The sequence below is a fragment of the Mesorhizobium sp. BAC0120 genome (genome assembly GCF_033542235.1).
In the GTDB taxonomy this organism is placed as follows: domain Bacteria; phylum Pseudomonadota; class Alphaproteobacteria; order Rhizobiales; family Rhizobiaceae; genus JAWRCU01.
This window is the reverse complement of sequence record NZ_JAWRCU010000010.1, coordinates 189371-208496: the sequence shown is the minus strand read 5'-3', so window position 1 is coordinate 208496 and position 19126 is coordinate 189371. Positions and strand designations below refer to the sequence as shown.

At 63.1% G+C, this 19126-nt stretch carries 18 protein-coding genes; all 18 read left to right on the top strand.

Annotation, left to right across the window (positions count from 1 at the left end; all coding sequences use genetic code 11):
* The first annotated feature begins 4 nt into the window (after window positions 1-4).
* Window positions 5-793 carry a flagellar basal-body rod protein FlgG gene (flgG, locus tag SAZ10_RS22075; protein WP_318611519.1) on the top strand — a complete coding sequence of 263 codons (789 nt, stop codon included), beginning with the start codon at window positions 5-7 and terminating at the stop codon, window positions 791-793.
* A 170-nt stretch (window positions 794-963) separates the two neighbouring features.
* Window positions 964-1368 carry a flagellar basal body P-ring formation chaperone FlgA gene (gene flgA, locus SAZ10_RS22070; RefSeq protein ID WP_318611518.1) on the top strand — a complete coding sequence of 135 codons (405 nt, stop codon included), beginning with the start codon at window positions 964-966 and terminating at the stop codon, window positions 1366-1368.
* Window positions 1365-2543, top strand: a complete 1179-nt coding sequence (locus tag SAZ10_RS22065; protein WP_412535268.1) for a flagellar basal body P-ring protein FlgI — start codon at window positions 1365-1367, stop codon at window positions 2541-2543. Before flgA ends, SAZ10_RS22065 begins: the two co-directional genes overlap by 4 nt.
* A gap of 224 nt (window positions 2544-2767) precedes the next feature.
* Window positions 2768-3316 (top strand): MotE family protein, encoded by a 549-nt coding sequence (locus SAZ10_RS22060; RefSeq protein ID WP_318611517.1) that lies wholly within the window; start codon window positions 2768-2770, stop codon window positions 3314-3316.
* Complete coding sequence (gene flgH / locus SAZ10_RS22055) at window positions 3313-4020, top strand: flagellar basal body L-ring protein FlgH (RefSeq protein ID WP_318611516.1); 708 nt, start codon at window positions 3313-3315, stop codon at window positions 4018-4020. The genes SAZ10_RS22060 and flgH overlap by 4 nt, the downstream gene beginning before the upstream one ends.
* Before the next feature lie 8 nt (window positions 4021-4028).
* Window positions 4029-4541, top strand: coding sequence for a flagellar basal body-associated protein FliL (gene fliL / locus SAZ10_RS22050; protein WP_318611515.1), 513 nt, complete (start codon window positions 4029-4031; stop codon window positions 4539-4541).
* Window positions 4538-5272: a flagellar type III secretion system pore protein FliP gene (gene fliP, locus SAZ10_RS22045; RefSeq protein ID WP_318611514.1), complete on the top strand. Its 735-nt coding sequence runs from the start codon at window positions 4538-4540 to the stop codon at window positions 5270-5272. The genes fliL and fliP overlap by 4 nt, the downstream gene beginning before the upstream one ends.
* Before the next feature lie 278 nt (window positions 5273-5550).
* Window positions 5551-6741 (top strand): flagellin, encoded by a 1191-nt coding sequence (locus tag SAZ10_RS22040; protein WP_318611513.1) that lies wholly within the window; start codon window positions 5551-5553, stop codon window positions 6739-6741.
* 261 nt (window positions 6742-7002) lie between these two features.
* Window positions 7003-8202 (top strand): flagellin, encoded by a 1200-nt coding sequence (locus SAZ10_RS22035; protein ID WP_318611512.1) that lies wholly within the window; start codon window positions 7003-7005, stop codon window positions 8200-8202.
* 138 nt (window positions 8203-8340) lie between these two features.
* Window positions 8341-9981, top strand: coding sequence for a flagellar basal-body MS-ring/collar protein FliF (fliF, locus tag SAZ10_RS22030; RefSeq protein ID WP_318611511.1), 1641 nt, complete (start codon window positions 8341-8343; stop codon window positions 9979-9981).
* A complete protein-coding gene (locus SAZ10_RS22025) occupies window positions 9981-10610 on the top strand; it encodes a hypothetical protein (RefSeq protein ID WP_318611510.1) in 630 nt (209 codons plus the stop codon). The genes fliF and SAZ10_RS22025 overlap by 1 nt, the downstream gene beginning before the upstream one ends.
* Window positions 10607-11893, top strand: a complete 1287-nt coding sequence (locus tag SAZ10_RS22020) for a MotB family protein (RefSeq protein WP_318611509.1) — start codon at window positions 10607-10609, stop codon at window positions 11891-11893. Before SAZ10_RS22025 ends, SAZ10_RS22020 begins: the two co-directional genes overlap by 4 nt.
* On the top strand, window positions 11890-13386 hold the full coding sequence (locus SAZ10_RS22015) for a chemotaxis protein MotC (RefSeq protein ID WP_318611508.1): 1497 nt from the start codon (window positions 11890-11892) through the stop codon (window positions 13384-13386). The genes SAZ10_RS22020 and SAZ10_RS22015 overlap by 4 nt, the downstream gene beginning before the upstream one ends.
* Window positions 13383-14867, top strand: a complete 1485-nt coding sequence (locus tag SAZ10_RS22010) for a flagellar hook-length control protein FliK (protein WP_318611507.1) — start codon at window positions 13383-13385, stop codon at window positions 14865-14867. Before SAZ10_RS22015 ends, SAZ10_RS22010 begins: the two co-directional genes overlap by 4 nt.
* Window positions 14833-15387, top strand: coding sequence for a transglycosylase SLT domain-containing protein (locus SAZ10_RS22005; RefSeq protein WP_318611572.1), 555 nt, complete (start codon window positions 14833-14835; stop codon window positions 15385-15387). Before SAZ10_RS22010 ends, SAZ10_RS22005 begins: the two co-directional genes overlap by 35 nt.
* A gap of 155 nt (window positions 15388-15542) precedes the next feature.
* Entirely contained in the window at window positions 15543-16205 is a 663-nt protein-coding gene (locus SAZ10_RS22000; protein ID WP_318611506.1) for a response regulator transcription factor, read from the top strand.
* 160 nt (window positions 16206-16365) lie between these two features.
* The gene (locus tag SAZ10_RS21995) at window positions 16366-17631 is read left to right on the top strand and encodes a flagellar hook protein FlgE (RefSeq protein WP_318611505.1); all 1266 of its coding nucleotides are present in this window, start codon (window positions 16366-16368) and stop codon (window positions 17629-17631) included.
* 31 nt (window positions 17632-17662) lie between these two features.
* Window positions 17663-19126, top strand: coding sequence for a flagellar hook-associated protein FlgK (gene flgK / locus SAZ10_RS21990; protein ID WP_318611504.1), 1464 nt, complete (start codon window positions 17663-17665; stop codon window positions 19124-19126).

Here is a 19126-nt window from a genome sequence, read left to right as displayed (position 1 = left end):
GAACATGAAGGCACTCGCCATTGCAGCGACGGGCATGAACGCCCAGCAGACCAATCTCGAAGTGATCGCCAACAATATCGCCAACATCAATACCACCGGCTTCAAGCGGGCGCGGGCGGAATTCTCGGACCTGCTCTACCAGACCGAGCGCCTGCAGGGCGTGCCGAACCGCGCCGACCAGAACATCGTGCCGGAAGGCGCCAGCATCGGCCTCGGCGTGAAGACCACGGCGATCCGCAACCTTCATATCCAGGGCGGGCTTACTGCGACCGGCAACAAGTTCGACCTGGCGCTCACGGGAGTGGGCTGGTTTCAGATCGAAGGGGCGGACGGCGAAACGCTCTACACGCGCGCCGGCGCCTTCAACACCAATGCCAATGGCGAGCTCGTCACGGCAGACGGCTATCTGGTCCAGCCGGCGATCACCGTGCCCGCCGACGCTGTCGAGGTCATCGTCAACAAGACCGGACAGGTCTTCGCGCGCATCGACGGGCAGAACCAGCTCCAGCAGCTCGGCCAGCTGACGCTCGCTACTTTCGCCAATGAGGCCGGCCTCGCGCCGCTCGGCGACAATCTGTTCCAGGAGACCGTCGCATCCGGCGCTCCCAATGTCGGTGTTCCAGGCGACCCGGGCTACGCCAAGGTCGAACAGGGCTATCTGGAGAACTCGAATGTCGATCCGGTGAAGGAAATCACCGAGCTGATCGCCGCGCAGCGCGCCTATGAAATGAACTCCAAGGTCATCCAGGCGGCTGACGAAATGGCTGCCGTGGTCTCGAAGAACATCAGATGAATCGCGCAGTGCCGTCGCGCCGCACTAAGCAGGCATTCGTGGGCTGGCCCACAAATGCCTGCTCAGTGCCCTCTATCTGTAGCAGGTTCTTGTCGCAAAACCGTGGGACACTTTTGCGGAACCTGCTTAGCCGAATCGCGGGCCTGGGGCTCGCGATTGTCGCGTGGTCGTTGCCGGCCGCAGCGGAGGAACTCGGCGTCACTCCGACGCACGTCATCTATCCCGGCGAGACCATCAACGCCGAATCCCTGCAGATGGCGCGGGTCAGGAAAGGCAAGCCGACCACGACAGAATTCGCGCACAGGACCGAGGAACTCGTCGGCAAGGTTGCCAAGCGAACGCTGCTGCCCGGCCGGTTCGTCCCGCTCGCCGCGGTTCGCGACGCCTTCCTGGTCAACCAGGGGGCGTCTGTGCAGGCGATATTGGTCCAGGGCGGGATGACGATCTCGGCGACCGCGATAGTGCTCGAATCCGGATCCGCCGGCGACGTCGTCAAGGTGCGGAATATGGACAGCGGCGCGGTCTTCTCGGGCACTGTCATGGCCGACGGCACCATCCGGGTCGGCGCAACATGATCTCGCGCGCGTTCGGGCTGGCTCTCGGCATCCTGGCCGGCCTGCAGCCGCTGGCTGTCCTCGGTGCTGATCTCGGTCCCGGCAATGCTGCCGGCGGGCGCGGCGGGCAGGTGGTTCCAGCCAGCGCCGGACCGATCTCGCGCATCAAGGATATCGCGACGGTGCAAAGCGCACGCGACAACCAGCTTGTCGGCTATGGCCTCGTGATCGGTCTGCAGGGCACGGGCGACAGCCTGCGCAACGCCCCCTATACCGAGCAGTCCATCAAGGCGATGCTGGAGAATCTCGGCATCGCGCTCGAGGGCGGGCGAGCCCGCGCCAAGAATGTGGCAGCCGTGATAGTCACGGCCACGCTCCCCGCCTTCGTTGAATCCGGGGCGCGCATCGACGTCAGCGTCTCCTCGCTCGGCGATGCTACATCCCTTCAGGGCGGCATACTCGTCATGACGCCGCTCAAGGCTGCCGACGGCCAGATCTATGCGGTGGCGCAGGGTTCCGTCTCTGTTTCCGGCTTCTCAGTGAAAGGGCAGGCTCAGCAGCTGACACAGGGCGTGCCGACCGCCGGCCGCGTGCCGAATGGCGCGATCGTCGAGCGGCAGGTCGCCGGCGAATTTGCCGACCTCGGCGCGATGACCCTGCAACTTCGCAACGCCGATTTTTCCACCGCCGTCATGGTCGCCGACGTCATCAACGAATATTCGCGCGATCGCTTCGGCAAGCGTGTCGCGAGCGAGCAGGACTCGCGCACCGTCATCATCCGCAAGCCGGCAGGCATCTCGGCGGCGCGCTTCGTCGCAGAGATCGAGAACCTGCTCGTCGAAGCCGATACGCCGGCACGCGTGGTGCTCGACGAGCGCACAGGCACGATCGTGATCGGCCAGGACGTGCGCATCTCCAAGGTAGCGATCAGCTACGGCACGCTCACCGTTCGCATTACCGAGGCGCCAAGGGTCGTCCAGCCCGAACCCTTTTCGAGGGGACAGACGGCGGTCGAGCCCTATACGACGATCGACGCCTCGCAGCCCAACGCCCGCGTCGCCGTCATCGACGGCCCCGACCTCGAGACGCTGGTGAGCGGCCTCAACCGACTCGGCGTGAAGCCTGACGGCATCATCGCCATTCTCCAGGGCATCAAGTCGGCCGGCGCGCTGCAGGCGGACCTCGTGGTGCAATAGGGGCGGCCATGACAGTTTTTTCCCGCTACGTCGCACTCTGCAGACCCCTCATCCGTCTCGGCGCCAAAGCGCCGAGCCCCCTTCTCCCACAGGGGGAGAAGGGGGGCGTGTTGCATTTGCGTTTCCGCCAATCGCCGACTTTCGCGATTTGCAGCGAGCTAACTGCCAGGCTCCCCCTTCTCCCCTTGTGGGAGAAGGTGGCTCGGCGCGCAGCGCCGAGACGGATGAGGGGTCTGCAGGGCGCGGCGATTCCGGAGCACGCACCCGTCCGACGAGCACTGTATGCAGCGATCGGCATCGCGGCCGTGCTCTTCGCGGCCGGCCCTGCACGGACTGCACAGGGCGAACCCGTTCAGGCTGCAGCGCCCACAGACAGCAGCACAGAGGTGGAGCGCTTCTGCTCCAATATAGCCGACGCCGCCCGCGACCGGCGCTACGCCTTGCAGGCCAAGGAACTGGAAAAGCTCAAGTCGGACATCGATGAGCGTATCAAGGCTCTCGAGGCCAAGCGGCTCGAATATGAGCAATGGCTGAAGCGTCGCGACGATTTCCTCGCCCTGGCGCAGGACAACGTGGTCAAGATCTACGCGAAGATGAAGCCGGATGCTGCCGCCGAGCGCCTCTCGGAGACCAGGATAGACGTTGCGGCCGGCATATTGATGAAGCTCGATGCCCGGCAGGCGAGCACGATCCTCAACGAAATGGACCGGAAGGCGGCTGCCACCATCACCGGCATCATGGTGAGCGCGACACGCAAGGAAGACCCCTCATGATCCGCAAGCTGTTCGTTCTCGTCGCTTGCGTCGCGGCCTCGGGCTGCACATCGACAGCCTTCAAGGAGATCGGCGTGCCGCCCACGATGTCGAAGGTCGGATCCGGAATCGAAGCCGAGGGCTATTCGCTTTACGATTACCCCGAGAAGCCGGCGAGACCTCTCCACAAATTCTCGGTCTGGGACGACCGCCAGGCCCGGCTCTTCACCGACGCGCGCGCCCTAGATGCGGGCGACGTGCTGACCGTGCTGATCTCCATCAACGACCGCGCCAAGCTGAAGAACGACACCAACCGCAACCGCACCGCCAAGAGGACCCTCGGGCTAGGCGCGTCGTACGACGTGGACGGCGTCGGGGATCAGTTCAACGCCGACGGCAAGATCAATTCCCAGACGGACACGCAGGGAACAGCCGCCACCGACCGCTCCGAAGCCATCAACCTTGCCATGGCGGCGGTGGTCACCCGGGTGCTGCCCAACGGCAATCTGCTGATCAGCGGCTCGCAGGAGGTGCGCGTCAACGCGGAACTCAGGATACTGACGATCGCGGGCATCGTGCGCCCGGTCGATATCGGCCCCCGCAATACGATCTCTTACGACCGCATCGCCGAGGCGCGTGTCTCCTATGGCGGCCGAGGCCGGCTGACCGAGGTGCAGCAGCCGCCTTACGGTCAGCAATTGATCGACATCGTTTCGCCTTTCTGAGCCTTACCGTGGCGACCGTAGAACAAGCTCCTGACAAGAAGGCCGGCCCCTCGATCATTATCCAGGTCGCGATCCTGGCGATCATGACGGCCGCGGCGATCGGCATAGGCTGGCTCTCCGGTTCCTATCTGAACAGCACGACGAAACGTGATCAGCCGGCGGCTGCTGCCAGCGAGCCGGCCGCGAAGGGGAACGAAAAGGCGAAGGCCGGCGAAGAAGGTGACAAAACGAAAGGTCCGAAGGTTGTCGACCTTGCGCCCATCACCACCAACCTTGCCGCGCCGAGCGACACCTGGGTGAGGCTCGACCTCTCCATCCGGCTTGATGCACCCACTGAGGATGCCACGCTCGCCGATACCATCCAGCAGGACCTGCTCGCCTTCATCCGCACGGTGAAGCTGCATCAGATCGAGGGGGCAAGCGGCTTCCAGCACCTCAAGGCGGATCTTGCCGAGCGCGCAGCGATCCGCAGCAACGGCCTCGTCACGGCCGTCTATATCAGGACCCTGATCTTCGAATGAGAAAGCTCGGACTGGCACTCCTGCTGCTGGCGTTCGCGGCGATGCCGGCTTCGGCGCAGCAGATAAATCTCGGCGCGCTTGGCCAGACCGACGGCTCGACGGTCGGCTACATCATCCAGATGTTCGGCGTGCTGACGGTGCTTTCGGTCGCGCCCGGGCTGCTGATCATGGTGACGAGCTTCACGCGCTTCGTCATCGCCTTCTCTATCCTGCGCGCCGGGATGGGCCTGCAGTCGACGCCGGCCAATTTGATCCTGATCAGCCTTTCGCTGTTCATGACATTCTACGTGATGGCGCCGGCTTTCGATCAGGCGTGGAACAGCGGCGTCAAGCCGCTGATGAACAACGAGATCAGCCAGACGGTCGCGATGGAGCGCATTTCGGCGCCGTTCCGGGATTTCATGGCGCGCAATGTCCGCGACAAGGATTTCGACCTCTTCGCCGATCTCGCCCGCGAGCGCGGCGCCACGGACACGGCCAGAGAGACGATCGACCTGCGCGTGCTCGTTCCGGCCTTCATGATCTCGGAGATCAGACGCGGCTTCGAGATCGGCTTCCTGATCGTCCTGCCGTTCCTGGTCATCGACCTGATCGTCGCGACGATCACGATGGCGATGGGCATGATGATGCTGCCGCCGACCGTCGTGTCGCTGCCCTTCAAGATCATGTTCTTCGTGCTGATCGACGGGTGGAACCTGCTCGTCGGCAGCCTGGTGCGTTCGTTCAACTGAACTTGGCAGGCCGGTAAGTATTTTTACAGAAAATTAACCATAGTCTTTTAGGCATTGTTTACCAAACGCCGCGACCTGGAAGCTTGAATCGACGAACTGATCGCTCATCGCATCTTTTAACATCGATATTATTATTTTGGCAGGAATTATCCGCCATAGATCTCCGCGTTGGGCGGGTGATCCATTGTTTTGAGCGATCATTAGGCATGATGCCGCGCCGCCGCGCCGGCCAATCCGGCATGTTCCTAAAAAAGTATTGATTAGAAGGAACAAGACTGATGTCCAGTCTTCTCACGAACTCGTCTGCAATGACGGCGCTGCAGACGCTGTCCATGGTCAACAAGAACCTCTCCACCACCCAGAGCCGCATTGCCACGGGCCAGAAGGTTGCCCAGGCGTCCGACAACGCCGCCTATTGGTCGATCGCGACGACCATGCGCTCCGACAACGAAGCTCTCGGCTCCGTACAGGAAGCGCTCGGCCTCGGCGCGGCCAAGGTCGACACTGCCTATTCAGGCATGGATGCCGCCATCAACGTCGTCAAGGAGATCAAGAAGAAGCTGGTCACCGCTCAGGAACCCAGCGCCGACAAGGCGAAGATCCAGGGCGAAATCACTCAGCTCCAGGATCAGCTGAAGGGTATTGTCGCGTCGGCTTCCTTCTCCGGCGAAAACTGGCTGACCGGCGATGCCAGCACGACGGCGATCAAGACCGTCGTCGGTTCGTTCGTGCGTGATTCTTCAGGCAGCGTCTCTGTCAAGACCATCGACTACAAGCTCGACTCCAAGGGGATCCTCGTCGACAGCTCCGGTGGCAACCTCGGCCTTCTCGACAAGCAGTACAACGTCTCTCAGAACAGCGTCACGCTGAAGGTCAACACCAACGGCACCCAGACCGAATATACGGTTGCTGCCTATTCGACGGACGACCTGATCGCGCAGGGCGGCAGCGAATTCCAGGGCAACTACGCGAAAACCACTTCTGGCGATTTCGTACAGGTCCAGGGCGTTTGGGTCGCGGCCGTTGACGCCACCACCGTCGCGGGTCAGGACATCGCCGCTCAGACGACTGCTTCCGGCACCATTACCGCGGGCGACTGGGCAATCGACACCGGCGCCGCTCCCGCAACCAACGTCGCTGCCGGTGCCTCGATCCTCGCTATCGATCTCACCAACACGACACAGGCCGGCAAGGTTGCCGACCTGATCAAGGGCGTCGATGCTGCCCTGCAGGACATGACCAGCGCAGCCGCCTCGCTCGGCTCGATCTCGTCGCGCATCGACATGCAGAACGACTTCATCTCCAAGCTGTCGGACTCTCTCGATCGTGGTGTCGGCCGTCTCGTCGACGCCGACATGGAAGAGGAATCGGCACGGCTCTCGGCCCTGCAGGTTCAGCAGCAGCTCGGCATCCAGTCGCTGTCGATCGCCAACTCCAACTCGCAGAACATTCTCTCGCTGTTCCGCTAAGTCGCGATCGAACTGTCTCAGGCCTCCAAAAGCTCGGGCCGCGCATACCGCGCGGCCCGAGTTTATTTTTGGGCAAGCGAAGAGAGTTGCCGAGCGCTTAATAATTAACCTTACTAAATTATTGCTTTGGTAAGAATTGTCCGCCATAGATGACGCCACTGGGCGGGTGATCCTCCTGAAGAGGGTCACGGGGCATGATGCCGCGCCGCCGCGCCGATCCGGCATGTTCCCAAAAGATTCGATCGCGAAGGAACAAGACTGATGTCCAGTCTTCTCACAAACTCGTCTGCAATGACGGCGCTGCAGACGCTGACTCAGATCAACAAGGATCTCGCCACCACGCAAGGCCGTATTTCCACCGGCCAAAAAGTCTCCAAGGCTGCTGACAATGCCGCCTACTGGTCGATCGCCACCACAATGCGCTCGGACAACGAGGCGCTCGGCGCCGTCCAGGAAGCGCTCGGCCTCGGCGCCTCGAAGGTTGATACGGCCTATTCCGGCATGGATGCCGCCATCAACATCGTCAAGGAGATCAAGAAGAAGCTGGTCACCGCCCAGGAACCCAGCGCCGACAAGGCGAAGATCCAGGGCGAAATCTCTCAGCTCCAGGAGCAGTTGAAGGGTATTGTCGCGTCGGCTTCCTTTTCCGGCGAAAACTGGCTCACTGGCGATGCCACGACGACCGCAATCAAGACCGTGGTCGGCTCGTTCGTGCGTGATTCTTCAGGCGGCGTCTCGATCAAGACCATCGACTATACGCTCGACTCCAGCACGATCCTCATCGACAGCTCTGGTAATGACGCCGGCCTTCTCGACAAGCAGTACAACGTCTCTCAGAACAGCGTCACGCTGAAGGTCAACACCAACGGCACCGAGACCGAATACACGGTTGCCGCCTACACCACTGACGACCTGATCGCGCAGGGGGGCAGCGAATTCCAGGGCAACTACGCGAAAACCGCTTCCGGCGATTTCGTACAGGTCCAGGGCGTTTGGGTCGCGGCTGTTGACGCCACTACCGTCGCCGGTCAGGACATCGCCGCTCAAACGACTGCTTCCGGCACCATTACTGCGGGCGACTGGGCAGTCGACACCAGCCCCGCCGCCGCTCCGGCAACCAACGTCCCTGCCGGTGCCTCGATACTCGATATCGACCTGACCAACACCACACAGGCCGGCAAGGTTGGCGACCTGCTCAAAGGCGTCGATGCTGCCCTGAAGGACATGGCCAGCGCGGCCGCCTCGCTCGGCTCGATCTCGTCGCGCATCGACATGCAGAACGACTTCATCTCGAAGCTGACCGACTCGCTCGACCGCGGCATCGGCCGTCTCGTCGACGCCGACATGGAAGAGGAATCGGCACGGCTCTCGGCCCTGCAGGTCCAGCAGCAACTCGGCATCCAGTCGCTGTCGATCGCCAACTCCAACGCCCAGAACATCCTCTCCCTGTTCCGGCAGTAAGGTAGCGGAGCGGGAGTTCACTCGCTCGACAGCTCTTCCGTTCAGCGGGCCGCGCTTTTCCGAAGCGCGGCCCGATCATTTTCGCACAAGGTTGGGCCCCTAGTCTGGCGAAAGCCGTTTGCCGGAAGATGCGTGCCAATGCCTGAGCAGATCCAGACTATCCTTGCCAATCTCCGCAGCTTCGGCCCGCGCAAGCTGGGCATCATGGCCGGGATCGCGGCGCTGGTGCTGGCGACGATCGGGCTCGGCTCGTACTACCTCAACCGTCCCGCCTTCGAGACGCTCTATGTCGGCCTCGACCGCTCCGACGTGAACCAGATCGGTCTCGTGCTCGGCGAGGCGGGCATAGACTTCGACGTCGCCTCCGACGGAACGACGGTGCTGGTGCCGGCAGGCAGCACGGCCAAGGCCCGCATGCTGCTCGCCGAAAAGGGACTGCCGACCAGCGCCAATGCCGGCTACGAGCTCTTCGACAATGTCGGGTCGCTCGGCCTCACCTCCTTCATGCAGCAGGTGACCCGCGTGCGGGCGCTGGAGGGAGAGATCGCGCGCACCATCCAGTCCATCCAGGGCATCAAGGCGGCGCGCGTCCATATCGTGATGGGCGAACGCGCCAATTTTCGACGCGAGGAGCAGCAGCCGACGGCCTCCGTCGTGATCCGCGCCTCGGGCATCGATGCCGTGAAGAGCGCGATGTCTATTCGCTATCTCGTAGCGGCCGCCGTGCCCGGCCTCAACGCCGACAAGGTGACGGTGCTCGATTCGAGCGGAACGCTGCTCGCAGCCGGCGACGATCCGAACAACAGCAGCGCCAGCCGCTCGATCGGCGTCGAGCGCACGGTCGAAACCGAGATCGAGGACAACATCCGCCGTGCGCTGACGCCCTACCTCGGGCCCGACAATTTCCGTGCCAGCGTCAAGGCCGACGTCAACACCGACCAGCGCCAGACCGAAGAGACGATCTACGATCCGGAATCGCGCGTCGAGCGCTCCGTTCAGGTCGTGAAGTCGAACGAGAACAACACGCAGAAGTCGGCTGCTCAGCAGACAAGCGTCGAGCAGAACCTGCCGGAAGCGGACACTACCCCTACCGCCGGGCCAGAGAGCTCTTCCGCCGCAGATCGCAAAGAAGAGACCACCAACTACGAGATAAACTCCAAGCGCATCGCGACCGTCAGCAACGGCTATTCGCTGACCAGGATGTCGATCTCGGTCGTGGTAAACCAGCAGCGGCTGATGGCAATCCTCGGCAAGGACGCAACGCAGGATCAGATCAACAGCCGCATCGCCGAAATCCAGAAGGTGGTCACCTCGGCGACAGGCTTCAACGAGCAGCGAGGCGATTTCATCAACGTATCGGCGGTCGAGTTCATCGACGGTCTCGACGGCGTCGCGGTGCCCGAGCCCGGCTTCTTCGATTCGATCAACCTCCAGGCCGGCACGCTCATCAACGCACTGGCCTTCATCGTCGTCGCTTTTCTCGTCGCCTGGTTCGGCCTGAGGCCAATGGCTGCCGCGCTCACCACCCAGGCGACGCCGGCGCTGCCGGCGCCGAGCTTCGAGGAGGTGCAGCGCTCGCTGCCGACGCCTGACGCGGCGGTGGCCGCAATCACTTCAGATCCCGCGGCAGTGGCAGCCGAGCGGCCCAACCCGATCGACGACATCCGCAACAAGATCAAGCCGGCGCCGCAGGATCGGCTTGCCCGTATGGTCGACCTCAACGAGGAACGCTCGGCTCAGATCCTGCGTAAATGGGTTGCGAGGGAGGCGGTTGCCTGATGCCCGCGCCCGCGCTGTCCGATTTTCTGCCCGACTTCGGTAGCCGGGGCAATGGCAGGCCGGTGCAAGCCCCGGCAGTCAGGCCTGAGCCCGTCCTCGAGCCTCTGCAGACACCGGCGGTCGATACGTCGAAGCTCGTCGCGGAGGAGGTGGCGAAGGCCGAAGCTGCTCTGACGGAGCGGCTTTCGGCAATCTATGAGGCCACGCTTCAGGCCGAGCGCGACAACCATGCCGCCGAGCGTGACGAGCTGCGCCAAAGTCTCGGCAGCGAGGCGGCGGCGCTGATCGAGGTGCGCCTTGCCGCCATGGAAGAGCAGTTGCTGGCCGGCACGACTTCGGCCGTCGCGCGCATCCTCGGCGGCCTGCTGACCGACGAAATCCAGAAGCGCGCCATCGACGCGCTGTCCGTCAAGGTCCGCGAAGCATTGCGTGAAAGCGAAGCCGTGCGCATCAAGGTTTTCGGACCGCAGTCCCTGTGGGAGGCGCTCAGCGGTCTGCTCGGCGATCGTTCCGCGGCCATCGAATTCACCGAACGGGCATCGTTCGACCTGACGGTCAGCATCGACAGCAGCCTCTATGAGACGCGGCTTTCCGAATGGTCCGCTGAACTCGCAGGAGTCCTTGCATGAGCGCAGGCGGAGCCGACCACCATCCGCACGAGATCATCATCGTCAGGCATAGCCGCGGCGATCACGAGGAGGGTCATCACGGCGGCGTCTGGAAGATCGCCTTTGCCGATTTCATGACCGCGATGATGTGTTTCTTTCTCGTCATGTGGCTGATCAACGCCACCAACGAGCAGACCAAGGCCTCGGTCGCGAGCTATTTCAACCCGGTCAAGCTGGTCGACCGCAGTTCGAACAGCAAGGGATTGGACGATTCTGGCGAGGGCCCGAGCAATGGCAGCTCCGAGATGGAGAAGCCGGAGCAGCCAAGCTCCAGGAATGGCTCCGAGGGGCGGTATCGCGGCGGCCAGCAAGACGTCCGCAATTCGAAGAACTCGAAGGACAAGCGGTTCTTCTCGGATGAATATCTGTTCTCCGATCCTTACGCGGTGCTCGCAGAGATCGCCCAGGACACCGGCGTTAAGCAGAACATCTCGGCCAAGGGCGACGGCGGGGCGCAGACTTCGGGCCCGGCGACCGGTGCATCCGGTGGAGAATCCTATCGCGACCCGTTCGCGCCCGACTTCTGGACAAAGCAGGTCGAGGCGCCTGTAGAGACGGAGCCGAGCATCGAAGCGCCTGCTGTCGAAAGAAGGGCGGCTGAGGGCGCGAAGAACGACGGCACGCCGACGGCCGCCGGAGAGCAGAAGACCGCTTCCGACAGAGCGCAGCCGGCGAAGAAGGACACGTCCGCTCAGGACGACAAGAAATCTCCCGAGAACGGCGAAGCGAAGGACTCCGCGGAGGCGAAACCTGCGGACAAGGACACAACGCCGACCTCGCAGGCGGTCGAGCAGGCGAAGGACATCAAAAGGCAGATTGCTCAGGCCATGGGCACCGGCGACAAGCTCGGCAACGGCCTCGATGTCGTGGCGACCGACAAGGGCGTGACGATCTCGATCACTGACGACTTCGATTTCGGCATGTTCGAGATTGGCTCGGCCGTGCCGCGGCGCGACCTGGTGCTGGCGATGGAGAAGATCGGCAAGATCCTGGCGAGCAAGAACGGGTCCGTCACCATCAACGGGCACACGGACGGACGGCCGTTCAAGAGCGACACCTATGACAACTGGCGCCTTTCCACCGCGCGCGCTCACTCCGCCTATTACATGCTGGTTCGCGCCGGTCTCGATGAGAAGCGGGTGAAGGAGGTAGCAGGTTTCGCCGACCGCCAGCTGAAGATCAAGGACGACCCCTTCAGCTCCGCCAACCGCCGCATCGAGATCCTGCTCGAGGTCGGCGGATGATGTGGCCTCGCCACTACATCCTTTTGCTTGCGCATCGGATTTGCCCGAAAACCGCTGGGCACTTTTCGGTCCGATGCGCTAGAGCGACCGTCACGGCATTCTCTCTTGCCGGCGGCATCGACGCGGCGTTCGCCCAAGGCGAAGCTCCGCTCGAGCCCTATCAGATGGTGCGCTCGCTGCAACTCGTGCAGGACCGGATCGCTTCGGGCGACCATGCCGCTTTGCCGATGCAACGCAAGCTGCTCGAGATGATCGATGGACGCTTTCGCTCTGCGCCTGCCGAAGAGTTTGCAGACAAGCGCAACTACCAGGCCCTGCTTGTCTATGCGATGAGCGGCGGCAATCCGGCGACGATCGACCTTCTGCTGAGAAAGCTCCACCTCGATGAGGCGGACCGCGCGCTGGGTGACGGCATTCTCGGTTATCTGAACGGCGATACAGTGTCGGCGCGCGGCTCGCTCGATACGGTCGATCCATTGAAGCTCATGCCTGAGGTCGGCGCATTCCTGGCCCTCGTGAAGGGCTCGGTGGCCGTGCCGGAGGATCCGAAGGCGGCGTTGAAGATGTTCGATGAGGCGCGCCTGCTTGGCACGGGCACGCTGGTCGAGGAGGCCGCGCTGAGGCGCTCCATTGGGCTGGGCGCACACAATCTCGATGCGGCGCGTTTCGTCACGATCAGCGGGCAGTATGCCCGCCGCTTCCTGTATTCACCCTACGCCAACCAGTTTGCCGACGCCTTCGTGGCCGGTGTCGTCGCGCTCCATGGGACCATCGATCTTGCCGAGGTCGATCAGGTGATTGCCGGCATGGACCCGGAGCGGCAGAAGGTCATCTATCTGAGGCTTGCCAGGCGGGCAGCGATCGACGGCATTCCGGATCTCGCGGAATACGCTTCCAGCAAGGCCGATGCGGTCAAGCTCGGAGGCGCTGGGCAGGATTCCGATCCGCGCACCCTGCTTTACTCCGGCCTCGCTACCGTCACCTCTGCCACGGTCGATCAGGTCTTGTCGAAGCTGAAGGGGATCGATCGTTCGCGGCTATCCGAGAGCGACCTCAAGCTCCTGGAAGCGGCCGAGGCGATCGCCGCCGAGGTGACCGCGCCGCCGGCAGCACCCGCGGAGGCGGTGCCAAACCGTGGAGTGGCAGATCAGCTTGACCGCGAGCAGGCGGCGCAGGCTTCCGTTGCCGCCGGAACTCAAGACGATTTGCCTGAGGCAGAGCCCATCGATGCGCCGCGATCTGCGGACGCTTCACCACCGGCGCAAGCCGCGCGGTCGACGGAAGCGGCCGGCTCGCCGGCTCCCCCGCCGCAAACTGCTCCGCCGCAGCTCGTGCAACAGGGCGGAGCCGGGGGAGCAGCCGAGCAGCCGGGGAATGCCGCCGTTTCAGGCAAGGCCGACGCAAATTCCGCCGGGCCTGAAGACGCGATAGTGGCCGACACTCGCAAGAGACTCGATGAGATCGACAAGCTCCTCAAGGACACCGCACAATGACAGCAGGCGTCGCACAGGCTTCCATGGCGGCGGGCTTCGCGCCTGCCGGCTATCGTTCCGCGCAAGCCGACCACTCCTCGAATGGCTTCTCGGAAGCGCTCGGCCCGCATCATGCGGGATCGAACGTGCATCATCGGCAGCACCGGGACGCAAAGGACAAAGGGATCTCCGTGCATGATGCGCTAGCCGCTGCCGAGGCAGAGGAAGGGGCCTCAGCCGGAACCGAGACAAACGGCGACGATGGCGATGCTCTGAGCGCGCTCGATCAGGCCGTATCGGATGAAGTTGGTTCCGACAGGGGCGCTGACGGCGAGGAAGCCGGCGTTCCGGCCCAGATCAAGGCAGAACAGACGATTTCGGCCTGGATGGCCATGGCGCCGATCACTCGACGCGGCTCTGCCGAAGCAGGACAGCATGCGAGAAACGCCGGCGGGCCGGAGTCCGCAGGCTCGGATCGAAAGTCGGCTGCACATCGTGCCGTCCGCGCCGGGACCACGGGCGAGCAGGCTTCGGAAACCCTGGCCAAGGAGCAGCTGGCCCCGGCAAATGCAGAGGGCCTGGCGGAGAGCACAGGTAGGGCGAGGACGCCGAACCTCGGCGAAAAGGCGGTCGGCGATCCGGCCGCCGACAAAACACTTGCGTCGACAATCGGAGCACTCCCGAACAAGCTGAAGCCCCAGGCCGTCGATACATCCGGAGCCGGCAGGCATGTCGGCAGTTCCGACACCGGCGTCGAGAAGAGCCTCTCGGCAGCAGTCGCTCTTGCAGGCTCGCGCAAGCCGACGGCAGACGGTTCGAGGAGCGGAGGAAATTCGGCTGCGGATTCTTTCGCCTCCTCGAAACGGGCAGCCGAGGCGCGCCGCGGGGGACAGCAATCCGCTACCGGTCCGATATCGGTTCTCTCGCAGCAAGCTGCACCGGCGCCCGCGGCCCCTGCGCTCACCGCCAATGCCGCCGCAATCGTTTCCGCGCTCGGCGCCGACCAGGACGTGCGCGCGGCAGCATCCGGCTCGGCGGTCCATTCGGCATCGGCATTCAAGAGCGCACAGCCCATGCGCACACTAAAGATCCAGCTGCATCCGGCCGAGCTCGGCGTGGTGACTGCCAAGCTGAAGAGTGCCGGAGACCATCTCACGGTCGAGCTGCAGGTCGACAATCACGAAGCCTATCGTCGCCTCAGCGCCGACACCGATGCGATCGCCAGCTCGCTGCGCTCACTGGGCTACGATATCGACCGGATTACGATCCAACAGCCACAGGCTGCGAATGGAGGCGCCACGAGCTCGGATGCAGGATCGCTTTCTCGCGATGCCTCGTCTTTCCAATCCGGAAATTCGAGCAACAGCGGCGAACGCTCAGGCGGTCAAGCGAGCGCAGAAGGGGCGAGCGGCCAAGGAGCGAGCGGATGGGGGGATCGCGGTGGCACGGAACGCAGTGAGCAGGCTTATCAGCGTAGCTCTGGCGACGGCCTGTATATCTAGCAGCTCGATTGTTGCGGCGAATGCCGCGGCCAATCCCTGCGAACCGGAGATCGTGAAGGCTGCCACACGCTACAGGATTCCGCTCGGAATTCTTTACGCCGTCGGTCTTGCCGAAACCGGCCACAAGGGAAGCTTGCAGCCGAACGCCCTGAATATCGAGGGAAGGGCCGTGTTCCCTGCCTCCAGAAGCGCGGCCGTAGCCGCCGTCGAGGAGGCCCGCCGTGGCGGGGCCAGGCTCATCGACCTCGGCTGCATGCAGATCAACCAGCACTATCACGGGTCGCATTTCCGCAGCCTCGCCGACATGCTCGACCCGCGACAAAATGTCGACTACGCAGCCCGGTTCCTGGTCACGCTGAAAGGTCGTCACGACAGCTGGTCGATGGCCGTCGCGCGCTATCACGCCGGCCCCGATAATGATCCCGCGCAGAAGCAATATGTCTGCCGCGTCATCGCCAATATGGTGGCGACGGGTTTCGGGCGGTGGACCGCCAATGCCCGATCCTTCTGCGGCCAGTGACAGGCGAACTCGCCCGCGCCACGAATCAACTGCGTCGGACTTGGCTTTGCGCCACTCCCAAGAAACTAGACCCAAGAAATCACGGTTAGCGCAAATTTCGCGCATGGTTAACTTTTGAAGTAACACTTTAGCAACTGATTCGGAGGGCGGCGCCGATGATAGTGATCGTGGATGAACGCGATCTCGTAAAAGAGGGTTACCATTCACTTTTCGACCGCGAAGGCGTGGCAAGCGCCGGGTTCGGGTCGAGCGAGTTCGGTGAATGGATGACGAGCGCGGCGGATGAGGACCTCCAGTCGGTCCGCGCCTTCCTGATCGGCGATTGCGGTCCCGATACGCCCCGCAGGATCCGCGATCGCACGGCCGCGCCGGTGATCGCGCTCAGCGAGCAAAATTCTCTCGAAAACACTCTTCGGCTGTTCGAGGCAGGCGTCGACGACGTCGTCCGCAAGCCGGTCCATATCCGCGAGCTCCTTGCCCGCATAACTGCGATCCGGAGCCGTTCCAAAGAGACGGTCAATTACGTCCAGGTCGGCGCGATGCGCATCTTCATGGACGGACGCGATCCCGAGATCAACGGCGAGCCGCTGCCACTGCCACGCCGCGAGCGCCGCATCCTCGAATACCTCGCCTCCAACAGCGGGCGGCGCGTCACCAAGACCCAGGTCTTCAATGCGATCTACGGCATCTTCGACGACGAGGTCGAAGAGAACGTCGTCGAAAGCCACATCAGCAAGCTGCGCAAGAAACTGCGCGACCGGCTCGGCCACGATCCGATCGATTCCAAGCGTTTCCTCGGTTACCGGCTGATCGTCTGATGACGGCGCTTCCGGCAATGCCGAGCGCTACAAAAGGGGCGCCCTGGCTTCCGCGAACGGCCCTGCGGAAAGTCCTCAGCGAACAGCTCCGAGCCAGCCTCGCGCAAGTCAGTTCCGCTAGCCTTCGGCCCATTGCGACGGGCTTCCAGGAGATGTGTCGATGAGCCTCTACGGGATGATGCGGACCGGCGTGTCCGGCATGAATGCGCAAGCCAACCGTCTTTCGACGGTGGCCGACAATATCGCCAACTCCGGCACCACCGGCTACAAGAGGTCAAGCACGGAATTCGCTTCGCTGGTGATACCGAGCGGCACGGGCAACTACACGTCAGGCGGCGTCAACACCAGCATCCGCTACGCGATCTCGCAGCAGGGCGACTTCAAATACACCACCTCCGGGTCCGATCTGGCGATCAACGGCGAAGGCTTCTTCGTCGTGCAGGATGCAAGCGGCAGGCCGTTCCTCACCCGTGCCGGTTCCTTCGTTCCCGACGACCAGGGCCGGCTCGTCAATGCCGCCGGCTTCTACCTCCTCGGCTATAGTGCCGCCAACGGCACGCCGAGCACGGTTGCCAACGGTTTCGGGGGCCTGGTGCCGGTGACGATTGCGCAAAATGAACTTACCGCGACTGCGTCGAAAACCGGCGTCTTCACGGCCAACCTGCCCGCCGACGCCACGATTGTCGCGGCCGCTGACCTGCCGTCGGCAAACGGCGCAACGGCGACCTCCTCGGCAAAATCGTCGCTGGTCGCCTACGACAATCTCGGCAAGCAGGTGATGCTCGACCTTTACTATACCAAGACGGCGGACAACACGTGGGAGGTCGCTGTCTACGACCACTCGAAGGCGAATAGCGGTACGACACCTTTCCCCTACGGAGCCGGCGGTCTGCTCGGCACGGACACACTCACTTTTGACGGCACCACTGGCAAGCTCGATGCGACCAGCGTCACCAACATCACCTTTAACGTGCCCAACGGCGCGTCGCTGACGCTCGACCTCTCGAAGATGACCCAGCTCTCGGCGAAATATCAGGAGCTCGATGCCAAAGTGGACGGCAACGCGCCGAGCGGCATCGACAAGATCCAGATCGACGCGGACGGCACCGTCTACGCCCAATATGAGGACGGTTCCTTCAAGGAGCTCTACCGCATCCCGATCGCGACCGTGCCAAGTCCGGATCAACTGACCGTCGAGTCCGGCAACGTTTTCTCGCAAAGCTCCGATTCCGGCGCTGTGCGGATCGGCTTCCCGGGCGAGGGCGGCATGGGATCCGTTGTTTCCGGCGCGCTCGAGAATTCCAATGTCGACATCGCCGAAGAGCTCACGAACATGATCGAGTCGCAGCGCAGCTACACTGCGAACTCCAAGGTGTTCCAGACCGGCGCCGATCTAATGGACATTCTCGTCAACTTGAAGAGATAGCCGGATCGTATCCGTCCAAGAAAGGTAAAGAATGTCGTCGCTGACCACCGCTTTGGCCATCGCGCAATCGGCGCTTCGCACCACGGGAAAGCAGACGAGCATCGTCTCGCGCAACATTTCCGAGGCTCAGAACCCCGATTACACGCGCCGCATAGCGGCGGTCAGCAGCACGGCACCCGGCGCCCGCTCCATCAGCGTGCAGCGCGCCGTGGACGCGCTGCTCTTCAAGAACAATCTGAATGCGCAGTCGGCGTTCCAGGCACAGCAGACCCTCTATGACGGGATGGAGCGTCTCGGCCTTGCGGTGAATGGTGTTGAGAACGTCTCCTCCGCGGCGACCATGCTTGGAAAGCTGCAAGAGGCCCTGCAGACATATTCGTCCGCCCCCTCCAACCGCAATCTCGGCCAGAATGCGGTCGAAGCGGCGCGCGATCTGGTGCGGTCGCTCAATGACGGCACGAATGCCATCCAGTCCTTCCGCGGCGACATGGACTCCCAGATCGGCATCGCGGTCAATCAGCTCAACGACCTCCTCGGCCAGTTCAAGGACGCCAACACCGAAATCGTCAAAGGCACCCACAGCGGCAGCGACGTCTCGGACGCGCTCGACCGGCGCGATGCGCTCCTCAAGCAGATATCGAGCCTCGTCTCGGTCTCGACGTTCACCCGGACGGACAATGACATGGTGATCATGACCGCCGACGGCGCAACGCTGTTCGAGACGGTTCCGAGAAGCGTCACCTTCAATCCAAACGCCATCTACAGCGCCACCACGTCAGGCAATGCGGTCTATGTCGACGGCGTGCCTCTCGCCGCGGGCGCCGGAGGCAACACGAATGCGGGCGGCAAAATCGCCGGACTGCTCCAGCTGCGCGACGAGGTCGGCGGGACCATGCAGAGCCAGCTCGACGAGATCGCGCGAGGCCTGATCACTGCATTCGCCGAGACGGATCCCAGCGGGACGCTGGCGCCGCAGGCCGGGCTGTTCACATGGTCCGGCGGTCCGGCCATCCCTGCATCGGGCACGCTCGTCAGCGGACTTGCTGGAACGATCTCCCTCAATGCCGCCTTCGATTCGGCAGCCGGCGGCGATCCAAGCCTGCTGCGTGACGGCGGCGCTAACGGCGTGGCTTACAAGCACAATACCACCGGCGCGGCATCCTATTCGGACCTCCTGTTTTCCTATTCCAAAAACCTCGATGCCCCGATGGCTTTCGATCCGGCCGCGTCGAACGGAACTACCCTCAGCCTGTCGTCCTTCTCGACCAATGCGATCAGCTGGTTCGAGGGCATGAGAAGCAATGCTTCGACCGCAGCCGACGCCAAGGCGGCGCTGGCGACGCAAACAGCTGAATCGCTTTCAAACCTTACCGGCGTCAACGTCGACACGGAAATGTCGATGCTGCTCGATCTTGAAAATGCCTATGAAGCGTCGGCTCGGATCATCCAGACTATCAACGACATGCTGCGCGCTCTCCTGGATGCGGTGAGATAA

Excerpts from the sequence above, each read along its gene's own strand:
- flgG (WP_318611519.1), top strand. The coding sequence starts at position 5 with ATGAAGGCACTCGCCATTGCAGCGACGGGCATGAACGCCCAGCAGACC.
- SAZ10_RS22065 (WP_412535268.1), top strand. The coding sequence starts at position 1,365 with ATGATCTCGCGCGCGTTCGGGCTGGCTCTCGGCATCCTGGCCGGCCTG.
- SAZ10_RS22060 (WP_318611517.1), top strand. The coding sequence starts at position 2,768 with ATGAGGGGTCTGCAGGGCGCGGCGATTCCGGAGCACGCACCCGTCCGA.
- flgH (WP_318611516.1), top strand. The coding sequence starts at position 3,313 with ATGATCCGCAAGCTGTTCGTTCTCGTCGCTTGCGTCGCGGCCTCGGGC.
- fliP (WP_318611514.1), top strand. The coding sequence starts at position 4,538 with ATGAGAAAGCTCGGACTGGCACTCCTGCTGCTGGCGTTCGCGGCGATG.
- SAZ10_RS22040 (WP_318611513.1), top strand. The coding sequence starts at position 5,551 with ATGTCCAGTCTTCTCACGAACTCGTCTGCAATGACGGCGCTGCAGACG.
- SAZ10_RS22035 (WP_318611512.1), top strand. The coding sequence starts at position 7,003 with ATGTCCAGTCTTCTCACAAACTCGTCTGCAATGACGGCGCTGCAGACG.
- fliF (WP_318611511.1), top strand. The coding sequence starts at position 8,341 with ATGCCTGAGCAGATCCAGACTATCCTTGCCAATCTCCGCAGCTTCGGC.
- SAZ10_RS22025 (WP_318611510.1), top strand. The coding sequence starts at position 9,981 with ATGCCCGCGCCCGCGCTGTCCGATTTTCTGCCCGACTTCGGTAGCCGG.
- SAZ10_RS22020 (WP_318611509.1), top strand. The coding sequence starts at position 10,607 with ATGAGCGCAGGCGGAGCCGACCACCATCCGCACGAGATCATCATCGTC.
- SAZ10_RS22015 (WP_318611508.1), top strand. The coding sequence starts at position 11,890 with ATGATGTGGCCTCGCCACTACATCCTTTTGCTTGCGCATCGGATTTGC.
- SAZ10_RS22010 (WP_318611507.1), top strand. The coding sequence starts at position 13,383 with ATGACAGCAGGCGTCGCACAGGCTTCCATGGCGGCGGGCTTCGCGCCT.
- SAZ10_RS22000 (WP_318611506.1), top strand. The coding sequence starts at position 15,543 with ATGATAGTGATCGTGGATGAACGCGATCTCGTAAAAGAGGGTTACCAT.
- SAZ10_RS21995 (WP_318611505.1), top strand. The coding sequence starts at position 16,366 with ATGAGCCTCTACGGGATGATGCGGACCGGCGTGTCCGGCATGAATGCG.
- flgK (WP_318611504.1), top strand. The coding sequence starts at position 17,663 with ATGTCGTCGCTGACCACCGCTTTGGCCATCGCGCAATCGGCGCTTCGC.